Genomic DNA, 12,576 nt, shown 5'->3' on the forward strand with positions numbered 1-12,576 from the left:
TTTTAATAAAACTAATGCTCAGGTAAATATTACAAAACCAAACTTAGCAATAAGTGTTTGTACTTTTCCATCAGCATACAATACTTTGGGTCAAATACAAATTGAAGAAAGTGCAAATGCAAACTTTACTGCAAACGCAGCGTCTCAAACATTAATTCTTACTGCTCCTGCAAATTTTGAATTTAGACCTGGTTTTGGAGCTTTAACCGTCAGAAACGGAAGAGACATAACAGTATCAACCGCTACAATGGTAGTTACTGCAACAACAATGACAATTACATATACTTGTACAACAATTGGAGCCATAGACAGATTAAGAATTGATGGTCTTCAAATTAGAGCTATTAATGTTGTCAGTACAGGAAATATTACTAGAACTGGTGGAACAGGAGTGATAAACGGATTAATAAACACCACTACATTAACAAATACATTAACATCTACTTTAACAACAATATCAACATTAGCGACAACTCCTATTCCTGCAAATGGAGCTACTGGAGTTTGTTTTGCTGGCGGTAGTGGTGTTTCAGATTTATCCTGGACAGCAGCAGCTGGAGCAGTGTCGTACGATGTTTATTTTGGCACTGTACCAGTTCCTGTTTTTACGACAAATGTTACTGGCACAACCTATATACCGCCAACATTACTACCAAGCACCACCTATTACTGGAAAATTGTTCCAGTAGGACCTTGTGGTGTATCCACAGGAGTCCCTATAGTTTGGAGCTTCACAACAGCAGCTGTCGCCTGTTATTGTATACCTACTTCAACAGGAAACACATATCCTATATCTAATGTAACTTTTGCAGGAATAAACAATAGTACTTCTGGCATAGTTACTGTGGGGCCATATTATCAAAACTTTAGTGGTACTTCAGGAAATGTAGTACTTGGAGGCACTTATTTATTTAGCGCAACTGCAACTGGAGTAAGTCCTAATCTTTTTGGTATTTATGTGTTTTTTGACTGGAACAATAACGGTTTTTTCTCAGATGACGGACCACCTGTAACCATTGGTACATATACAACAACAGCAAGTGGCTTACTAAGCGCAAACATTACAGTCCCTGTTACCGCAACAGTAGGCACCATTAGAATGAGAGTTTCAAATAATTTTAATAGCGTTCCAAGTTCTTGTCCCACAGCAGGTTCTTTTCAAGATGAAGATTATTCACTTAACATAACTACTCCGGCTTGTACTGGAGCACCAACTGCACAACCTACAGGTTTAGTTTTAACACCTGTTGGACAAAGTATTGGAGGGTCGTTTACATTTCCAGTACCAGCTGCAAATCAATATTTAGTAGTAATAAGCACTTCTGCTATTGCGCCAACACCTGTAAACGGAACAGTTTACAATATTGGTGATTCTGTAGGTGCAGGTTATACAGTAGTTGATAATGATAGTAATAATACTTTCAACGCTGGAGCTTTAAACTTAAGTACTACCTATTATATATATATATATTCTTTTAATAGTTTCTGCCCTGGAAGCCCGCTCTATCTAACAGTTGCCCCCCTTACAGGAAATGCAACAACAGCTGCTGTTCCAGCAACTTATTGTACACCTGTAACAACATCTTTACCGATTAACAGACTATATGTTTCAAGAGTAGAATTTGTAGGAACTTTATTAGATACTGCAAACATTAGCACAACCGATGGTGTGCCTGATGGATTTCAAGATTTTACTGGATTAGCAACAAAAAGCATTCAAGCACAAGGCGGCCCTATAAATATGAAACTTACTTCAGCTGCTGGTAGAGGTTTTTGGAAAGTATGGGTAGATTGGAACAAAGACGGTGATTTTGTAGATGCTGGAGAAGAAATATACAATCCATTTGGATTTATTTTTATATCAACCACTTTTGGATTTGTAGTTCCTAGCACTGCAATTCCTGGAGACTACCGAATGAGAATTAGAGTCCAGAATACCTATAGAAATTCTGACAGTCAAGAAGCATTAGTAAATTTTGGTTCTTGTAATCCTTTTGGAGCAGTAACCGTTGGAGGACAAGCCCACAGAACATACGGTGAGGCTGAAGACTATTTATTTACCGTAATTCCTAAATGCAATAGCAACATAACAAGTATTACAAATCCAGCAATTTGCGGTAACGCTACAGGAACTGTAACAGCTACAATATCAGCCACCAGTACATCTGGAACAATCAATTGGTATACTGCTTTAACAGGAGGATTACCAATAGGGAACACTGCCTCTGGGACAAACTGGACAACGCCAGCAATTTCAACCAGCAATTTCAACCAGCACTACTTATTATGCAACAGCTTTAGGTTCGTGTGAATCTTTAGTAAGAACACCTGTTTTTGTAGAGGTAAAACCAGTACCTGACTTAATTATAGCCACACCAAACGTTACAGTTTGTGGTGAAAACTCAATTATTCAGCTCGATGCAACCGGAAATAATGAGGTTGCCTATTTAATAAATGAAAATTTTGAAGCAGGTTCTTTGGGTGTTTTTAGTAATATAAATAATGATGCGACAAGTGCTGCTGCCAAATCAAAAACAGCCTGGAAAAACAAAACAAGTATCTTTGTTCCAAATGGGAATAGATGGTTTCCAGCCATAACATCCAATTTTGGCGCTAATAAATTTGCTTTAACGTCAATGGATGATTTTACAAGTGTTCCATTACCTACTGTTCCTATGCAAAATTCATTAACCTTAACAACGAGTGTTAATCCATCGGCTACAGCTTTTTTAAATTTAACATTGACATTCAGAATATTTTATTCAAGATACTTTGCTGATGGAACAAGCCTTGCTCTTGAAAATTGCAATGTAGAAGTCTCTACAAACGGAGGTACAACATGGGCTATTTTACCCGGAGGCACATTGACTGCAGACCAAGGTTTTGGTTCAACTTTTGTAACATTAACCTACAACCTAAACGCTTATATAGCTTCTAATAATTTAAAAGTAAGAATACGTGTTTTAGGAGATGGTACTGGAACTGGAACAGCTGGAGATGGTGCAGCTATAGATGATGTAAAATTATTTGGAGACAGACCATTGACCCCATTCTTTGCACTTGGTGGTGGTGTAGATGCTTATACGGATGCCGCAACAACAATTCCTTATGTTGGCGACGAAAGATCTACTATATGGATAAAACCTACACTAACACAGTTAGAACAACCAGCTTTTGTTATTAATGTTACTGCAAATTTAAACAATGGTTGTACAACAGGTGGAGTCGTAAATGTAACAAACAATACGAAAGTTTGGAAAGGAACAACTAACAGCGATTGGAATACTGCAACAAATTGGGCTCCAGCAACTGTGCCAACAATAGCAAATTGTGTAATTATACCAACAGCCACTCCTAACCCAACCATTTTAAGTACTGGAGCAGCTGGAAACGGTAAAAACTTACTTATAAAAACAGGAGGTATTCTAGAAATACAATCAGGAAATGCACTGACCATAAAAGAAACTGTTGATGTAAATGCTACTGGAACTTTTAACATCAAAGACAATTCTAGTTTAGTACAAATAGACAATGTTGCTAATCCAACAGTTGCAGGGACATTTAATATGGAGCGTATTGCAGATCTTCGTTCACGAGATTACTGCTATTGGTCTTCACCTGTAGGCAACTTATTAGCCGGAACATTTCCTATAGCTAGTGTATCACCATTGACTCCAACCAGTTTAATCTTTAATTGGGTTACAACCGGAGTAAACTCATACGGAGGCCAAGGAAATTGGGTAAACACTACCGAGAATATGATCCCTACAAAAGGATACATCGTTCGTGGACCTAGTACTTTCAACAATGTAACAACAACGCCACTAACGGCTAATTTTACTGGAACACCTAACAATGGAACATTTACGACAACCATTTTTAGAGGAACAGATCTTTTGGGAACTAGTCCTATAAAAACCATAACAGACGACAACTGGAATCTTTTAGGAAATCCTTATCCATCAGCTATTGGTGTAAATGAATTTTTAGATGCTAATTCATTTGCAGTGCCTACTAATGATATTCAAGGATTTGTAAAAATCTGGACACACGGAATACTGCCAACTACTTTAATAGCTGATCCATTTTATCAAAATTTTGTATACAATTATGATACTAATGATTATATAACTATTAATAAAACAGCTGCTGTAAGTGCACCTGGTGATTATAAAATTGGTGCAGGACAAGGGTTTATGGTTTTAATGGATGATGGCGTAGCAGGTTCTGGTACAGTAACATTTAATAACACGATGAGAAGTGCTAGTTTTGCGAATACTCAGTTTTATAAAACGGCAAGCCCAGCTCATGCAACTACTACTATCGAAAGAAATAGAATCTGGTTAGATTTAGTTCCTCCAACTGGATCCGCAAACAGAATTGTTGTAGGTTATATTGATGGAGCAACTCAAGCAAAAGACAATTTATATGATGCTTTTACAGACTATAAGCCTTCTCAGAATTTCTATTCTCTAATAGATGATGAGCCAATGCTTATACAGGGAAGATCACTTCCGTTTGATGCTAATGATACGGTACCAATGGGAGTAAAAATCCCTACAAACGGAACGTATACAATTGCAATAGCGGCAGTTGACGGACTATTTGCAGGAAATACACAAACCATTTATTTAGAAGATAAGTTGCTAAATGTAATTCATAACCTTACAGCTTCTCAATATCAGTTTACAGCCAATCAAGGAATCGCAAATGATCGTTTTGTATTGCGTTATAACATTGCTTTATCTAACAATGAGTTTGATTATTCTAATGAAGTTAAAATATTCACCAACAATAGCATTAATATTTCTTCTGCGAGTCAATCAATAAAAGAAGTAGTTGTTTATGATATTTTAGGAAAAGTTTTAGTTGATAAAACAAATATTGGTAAAAATGAAATTTCATTAAACGAATTGAAACCAACTTCAACTATTTTAATCGTTAAAGTAATTTTAGAAAACAATGAAGTTGTAGTTAAAAAAGTGATTTTCTAAACGTCTCTTTTATTTAAATAATTTTAAAAGACCTCTTCTTTAATTAGTCGAGGTCTTTTTTTTGTAAAATCTGTTTTTTTGTTAAGAAAAATTGCAATGATATCAGTCCTTTTACAGTATTATTAACAATTGTATAATAATATTTTTACATAATAATTTGTTTATGTTGTTTTTTTTTATATTTTTCCAATGCCAAAAACATAAATTTAAGCATTATGGAACAACATTATTTTCAAAAAAAGCATAGACAGCTATGTTTTTTTATAGCTTTTATAACATTACTTCTTTTAAATTCATTAAGTCTTCAAGCACAAACATTCACTGACAATACATATCCAGGAACATCTGAATCATGGTCCGTTCCTGCTGGAGTAACTTCAGTCACTGTACAAGTTTGGGGCGGAGGAGGATCTGGTGGTGGCTCAAACACCAACAGAGATGGTGGTTCTGGCGGCGGTGGCGGCGGTTATTCAACCAGAACATTTGCTGTTATTGGAGGTCAGGTCATTACCTATACCATAGGCACAGGAGGCGCATCAACTATAGCGGCAAATGGAAATAACGGACAGACTACAACTGTAAATCATATTCCATCAACAACAACACTTGTTGCAAATGGTGGAGGATTTGGAACTTTAAATGCAAATCCTGTTGGAGCTGGAGGTACTGCATCAGGGGGTTCAACAAATACTACAGGATCAAATGGTGGCAATGGCGGTGGTAACTCTGGAGGTGCCGGAGGAAATGCTGCAGGTGCCGGAGGAGGAGTTGGAGGAGTTGCTGGAAGTAACGGCAATGGTGGTGCTGGAGCAATTCCAGGCGGCGGCGGCGGCGGCGGAGAAGAAGGCAATGGTGGCTCAGGAGGTAATGGGCAAATTATAATTACTTACACAGTACCTGCATTAACAAACAACGATTGTAGCGGTGCAATTGCTTTAACACTAAACACTTCATGTTCATATGTAACCTACTCCAATGCAACAGCGACTGCTAGCACAGGAGTTCCTGCCCCTGGTTGCGCAAGCTATTCTGGCGCTGATGTTTGGTTCTCATTTGTAGTTCCTGCGAGTGGTCAAGTCACTGTAGACACACAAACTGGTATTATCACTGATAGTGGAATGGCATGGTATACTGGTACTTGTGGATCATTAACTTTATTAGAATGTGACGATGATGATAGTACAAATGGGTTAATGTCATCAATAACCAGAACGGGATTAACTCCTGGAACAACAATTTATGTTAGATTTTGGGAATATGGAAATGACAATAACGGTACTTTTGGAATCTGCGCTACATCACCAGGACCATGTACTGCACCGATAGGTCAAGCAACTGGATTTACGCCTGGAACAATAACTTCAACAACCTTTCCTGCTACTTTTTCAGGAACTGCCGATAGTTACTTGGTAATACAATCTACTTCTGCAACCCCACCAAGTTTACCAGTAAACGGCATTATTTATAACGCCGCAAACATTGCGACTTTAGGAGCTGGTTTAACTTTTGTACAAGCTGGCGCCTCAACAACCATAAGCGGCACAGGATTAACAGGAAATACCCATTATTATTATTACATTTATGCTTATAACAACAACGGTTGTTCTGGAGGCCCTTTATATAATGCAGCGGCAGGATTAACAGGAAATGCAACTACCTGCCCAGCACCACCCGCATCAGTTTCTACAAGTTCAGGCTTGACCAGTTTTTCATTAAGCTGGCTGTCTTCATTAGGAGGGGGATCAAATGCTGTATCTTATCAAATACAAGTAACCACTGATTCTGGATATACTGCCAATATTTTAGGCTCTCCATTTACGGTATCCGACCCAACAACAACACTTAACGTAACTGGACTAACAGCAAACACAACCTATTATTACCGCATTAGAGCAACTAATGGGTGTTTTAGTAACTATGTTAACGGTATAGCTACAACAGGTTACTGTCTTGCAAATAATACTACGAATACAACATACTATATAAGCGGTGTTACTACTACCGGTGGTGTTGCTAACTTTGCAAATACTCCAACCCTATTTACAGCTGGGGGTTACGCAAATTATTACACAACAAATTTTGTTTCACAAAACGCTGGATTAAGTTTTAACATCTCCGCTACACACCCATCAAGTACTTATGGTTATTCTGTGTGGGTAGATTGGAATAACGATTTAGATTTTAACGATGCTGGAGAAAATGTTTTAACAACTAGTTATTTAGCATCTCCTGTTGCATTAGGAAGCGTGACACTCCCTCCAGGAACACCTATTGGAGATTATAGAATGAGAATTCGTAATGCTTATTTAAGCACTCCTGCCCCATCATGTGGAGATTTTGCCTATGGTGAAGCAGAAGACTATAAAATAACTTGCCTTGGTCCATTACCATGCGCAGGAAATCCATCGGCAGTTACAGTAAATGTAACTTCTCAAACAACAGCAACTGTTACTTGGACAGCAGCTGTTCCTGTGCCGGCAAATGGATATCAATATTATTTATCTACTACTAACACCAGCCCAGTAGCAGCAACAATTCCTACAGGAGCTACAGGAGCAGGAATTGTAACTATTAACTTAACAGGATTAACATCTGCAACAACTTATTATATTTGGGTAAGGTCAAATTGCGGAGGCGGATTAGGTCAAGGGGCATGGGTAGGACCAACAACTTTTTACCAACCAAACTGTACTATTGGAAGTAGTACAGGAACCACAACATTAGGATGCCCTTCAGTAATAGCAGGAGGATTAACCCTAGGCAATATCGACCCACCAGCTATTACATGTGCATCGGCTAGTTGCGTAGATTTAGAAGCTACTTTTTTAGCACTAGGTGACACATCAACCTATACGGTTTCATCAATACCATACGCTCCTCCATACCAATTTGGATGTCTAAAAAATGCAGTTAGTGTTAACATAGATGACCGTTGGTCTCCATTGGTAAATTTACCGTTTAACTTTTGTTATTACGGTAATTCATACAACTCTTGCGTCATTGGTTCAAATGGTATTTTAACTTTCGACACTACAAAAGCTAATACAGGTTCTGGTTACGCATTTAGTAATAGCTTACCTAGTACTACTGGCGCTTTATTTGCCAACACAATATATGGTGTTTATCATGATATAGACCCTAGCAAAGGAGGCGAAGTAGGCTATGAATTAATTACATTAAACACAGGTTGTAGAGCGTTAGTTGCTTCATGGAATAATGTACCTATGTTTTCTAACAATACACTATTATATACTGGTATGATGGTACTTTATGAAAATACAAATGTAATTGAGGTTTATATTAAAGAAAAAAACATTGATGGTACCTGGAATGGTGGTAATGCGATTGTTGGTGTTCAAAATGCTGCAGGAACAGCAGCTGTTGTAGCTCCTGGCAGAAATGGACTAGACACAGATTGGACCTCTACAAATCAAGCTTGGCGATTTGTACCTGCAGGCGCATCTATAACAACCATTAAATGGCATGAAGGATCCGGCATAACTGGTCCAGTCATTGGAAACACGAACGTACTTAACGTTTGCCCAACCTCGACTACTATTTATACTGCCGAAGTAAACTATAGTTTATGCAACGGAACTACATTAGTAGAAACAGAAGAAACAACAGTTACTGTTTCTACAGATAAAGTTTGGAACGGATCTTCAAGCGCCGATTGGAACATTGCTAATAACTGGACACCTTCAGGAGTACCTACTGCACTACAGTCTGTAAGCATTCCTAATGTTGCAAATGATCCAATTATAGGAGGTGGTGTAGCTGCATTAGCCTGTAGCTTAACCGTACAAAATGGTGCCGTATTAACAGTTAATGCCAGCAATAGCATTACAGTAACAAATGTGGTAACTGTTGTAGCTGGAGGAACTTTTAACATTAGAAACACAGGAAGCTTAGTTCAAGTTAATAATGTAACTAATATTGGAAATATTAATATGGAACGTATTTCAAATCTTCGCTTGCAAGATTATTGCTATTGGTCATCACCTGTAGGTAATTTACTAGCAGGTACATTCCCTGTACAAAGTGTATCGCCACTTACTCCTGCAGGTTATATTTTTAAATGGGGTCCAACAACCGTAAATCCAAATGGAGGTCAAGGATACTGGGTAACTACGACCGAAAATATGATTCCTACAAGAGGATATATACTTCGAGCTCCAAATGGATTTAACAATGTTACAACATCACCTCTTACAGCAAACTTTATTGGAGTACCTAACAATGGTATTTATACTCCAACTATTTCTAGAGGAACCGATTTTACAACTGTAGGAACGCAAGGTATCCCAAGAACGGCAACCGATGACAATTGGAATCTAATAGGAAATCCATATCCATCAGCCATTGGGGTTAAAGAATTTATAAATTTAGCAGCTAATAGTAATATTGTTGGAGGTGTAAGAATTTGGACGCATGCACAATTACCAACAAATGCCACAGATCCTTTTTATCAAAACTTTACAACAAATTATTATCCTGCAGACTATACAACTATAAATTTAGTAGGTGCCACAAGTGGTCCTGGAGATTACAAAATTGGATCAGGGCAAGGATTCATGGTCTTAATGACTGCTGGTGCAGCCGGATCTGCAACTGTAACATTCAATAACGCTATGAGAAGTGCAGCATTTGCAAATAATCAATTTTATAGAAGTGGAAATTCTAACAAAGCTACATCTATAAATGACGATAGTAGAATTTGGCTAGACTTAGTTGGGTCAACCGGAAATGTAAGCAGAACATTGGTGGGTTATGTAAATGGTGCAACGCAAGACGAAGACCGTTTGTATGATTCGTTTACAGATAACAAACCAACACAAAATTTTTATTCGCTTATAAACAATGAGCCAATGCTAATTCAAGGTAGAACTTTACCTTTTGACATTTCCGATCAAGTTCCTTTAGGTGTTAAAGTCCCTACAAACGGAACCTATAACATTGCTATTGCAACTGTCGACGGCTTGTTTACTGATGGAGCTCAAATTGTTTACCTAGAAGATAAATTATTAAATGTAATTCATAACTTAACTGCTTCTCAATATCAGTTTACAGCTAATCAAGGAACAGTAAATGATCGTTTTGTACTCCGTTATACTGAAAATGCGTTATCAAACAATGATTTCAATTATGCAAATGATGTAAAAGTATTTGCTAACAATGGAATCAATATAACATCAACTACAGAATCTATTAAAGAGATAATAGTTTATGATGTTTTAGGAAAAACTTTATTAGACATGAAAAACATCAGTAAACATGAAGTGATTCTAAACGAATTAAGACCAACAAAAAATGTTTTAATCGTGAAAGTAATATTAGCAAATGATACTGTAGTGATTAAGAAGGTAGTTTATTAATCTAAAAATACTTTAAAAAACTCCAAAAAGACCTTGACTTTAAGTAGTTAAGGTCTTTTTCCGTTTGTATAGACCTCTCTTTCAAACAGATAATTTAAAACAGCCTGTTTTTTTCATAAATTACTTCTTAAACTTATAATAACAAAAAAAACATATACGAAGAAAAACAACAATCACACATTTTTTTTACAAATATTTGGTTTTAACAAATTAATTACATATTTTTCGATTTTCAAAAACTTGAATCATGAAAAAAACATACTTAAAATTTATCGTAATTACGCTAATTGTAGCATCTAGTACGTTGCAAGCGCAAGTAGGAATTGGTACAATTGTCCCTGCCGCAACTGCAGACATTACCGCATTAAATCCTACTGGCGTCGCCACAAACGTAGATGGGATTTTAATCCCACGAGTAGACAGGCAAAGAGCGCAAGGAATGCTTGCTGTTCCTAATGCAACAATGATTTATGTAAATAGTATTGCTACTGGAGCCGCAGCAGGGCAAGCCAGTAATATAACTAGTATAGGGTTTTACTACTTTGACACCGCTTTATTACCCGCTCCAGGAAAATGGGTAAAAATAGAAAGCGCTGGAAACAATTGGAGTATTTTAGGTAATACAGGAACAACAGCTGGAACAAATTTTATAGGAACAACGGACAATGTTGATTTGGTTTTTAAAAGAAATAATATTATAGCTGGGAGTTTGGGTGTTAATAACACCTCTTATGGAGTTAATTCTTTAGTAAGTAACACAACGGGGACTTCAAATACAGCCATTGGCAATGTTGCACTCCAATCTAATACAGGAGGAAGCAGTAGTACTGCCATTGGATCTCAAGCACTTCAATCTAACACGACGGGGGTTAATAATACCGCTATTGGAAGAGAAGCATTAAGTTTAAACACAATAGGTGGTGATAACGTAGCTCTTGGATTATTAGCAGGGCAAAATAACACAACTGGGGATCAAAACACTTTTATTGGAAGTAGAACAGATGCCACGATAAGTAATTTGACTAATGCTACCGCCCTAGGATATAACACAAAGGTTTCTCAGTCTAATACGGTGATTTTAGGGAATAATGCTAATGTGGGAATTGGAACAACCACACCAAGTGTAAAGTCTTCTCTTGACATATCATCTACCACGGCAGGCGTTTTATTCCCTAGAGTTACAACCGTTCAAAGAACCGCTATTGCTCCCGCTGGAACCGACACAGGTCTAAAAGTATACGACACAACAACCAAATCATATTGGTATTGGGATGGTACGGTTTGGGTAGAACAAGCTGCCAATAATAAGTGGACACTTACTGGTAATGCTGGAACAACTGCTGGAACAAACTTTATTGGTACTACAGATGCACAAGACTTTAGAATTAAAACTGGAGTTGGAGGAGTTGATCGTTGGAATATTTCAAATGCAAACAGCGGACAATTGCAATCTTACGCATTAGGAACAGCTCTCTTGCCAACGTATTCTTGGCAAACAGACACCAATACAGGAATTTGGAGCCCCGCAGCAGACAATATCGCTGTTTCAACTGCTGGTCTAGAAAGAACCAGAATTCTAGCTAATGGAAATATGGGAATTCAAACCACAAACCCACTACAAGCCCTTCACATCGGAGGTAGTGCTGCTGGATTACAAACACTACGTATTGACGATATTGCTGTAACCGCAGGAGGAACAAATCCTGGAGAATTAGCTCCTACAATAACAACTTCAGATAAAGCTTTATATGCTGACTCAAATGGAGACGTAAGAGTTCGTTCTATTTATGGAGACAATACACAAAGTACAATATTAGCAGCAGGCACTCAAAACATTTCAACTAACGCTTTTGTAGATATAACTGGCGCTACAATTACATTTACACCCAAACATTCAACAGTATATTTATCTTTTGCTATAAGTGGATACAATCCTTTAACAGGAACTAGCCCTAGAGGCTGGTTTGCAGTTAGGATAATGAATGGCGCCACTAATGCTGGTAATTTTGTAACGCTTACGGCTACAAATGATGCGGGTGGATCTAATGGTGCTGCCACAGTTTCTTCGGGTAATTTTCCTCTAACCGTAGTGCCAGGAGTGCCAGTAACTATAAAATTACAAGGAAGAGTTAGTGCAGCTATATTGAATGCTCATTACACAATTGACAAAACAAACTATACCAGCTACATGACTATTTTGGACTAAA

At 37.5% G+C, this 12,576-nt stretch carries 4 protein-coding genes; all 4 read left to right on the forward strand.

What is annotated here, in order from left to right; translation table 11 throughout:
* Positions 1-2,311: GEVED domain-containing protein (locus ACHZC3_RS06465; RefSeq protein WP_394759054.1), on the forward strand; the 2,311-nt coding region annotated here is incomplete at its 5' end.
* A gap of 166 nt (positions 2,312-2,477) precedes the next feature.
* The gene (locus ACHZC3_RS06470; RefSeq protein ID WP_394759055.1) at positions 2,478-4,994 is read left to right on the forward strand and encodes a T9SS sorting signal type C domain-containing protein; all 2,517 of its coding nucleotides are present in this window, start codon (positions 2,478-2,480) and stop codon (positions 4,992-4,994) included.
* A gap of 215 nt (positions 4,995-5,209) precedes the next feature.
* Positions 5,210-10,369 carry a GEVED domain-containing protein gene (locus ACHZC3_RS06475; RefSeq protein WP_394759056.1) on the forward strand — a complete coding sequence of 1,720 codons (5,160 nt, stop codon included), beginning with the start codon at positions 5,210-5,212 and terminating at the stop codon, positions 10,367-10,369.
* Between the two features lie 247 nt (positions 10,370-10,616).
* Positions 10,617-12,575, forward strand: coding sequence for a hypothetical protein (locus ACHZC3_RS06480; protein WP_394759057.1), 1,959 nt, complete (start codon positions 10,617-10,619; stop codon positions 12,573-12,575).
* Position 12,576: the final 1 nt, after the last annotated feature.

The organism is Flavobacterium sp., from assembly GCF_043720215.1.
In the GTDB taxonomy this organism is placed as follows: Bacteria; Bacteroidota; Bacteroidia; order Flavobacteriales; family Flavobacteriaceae; genus Flavobacterium.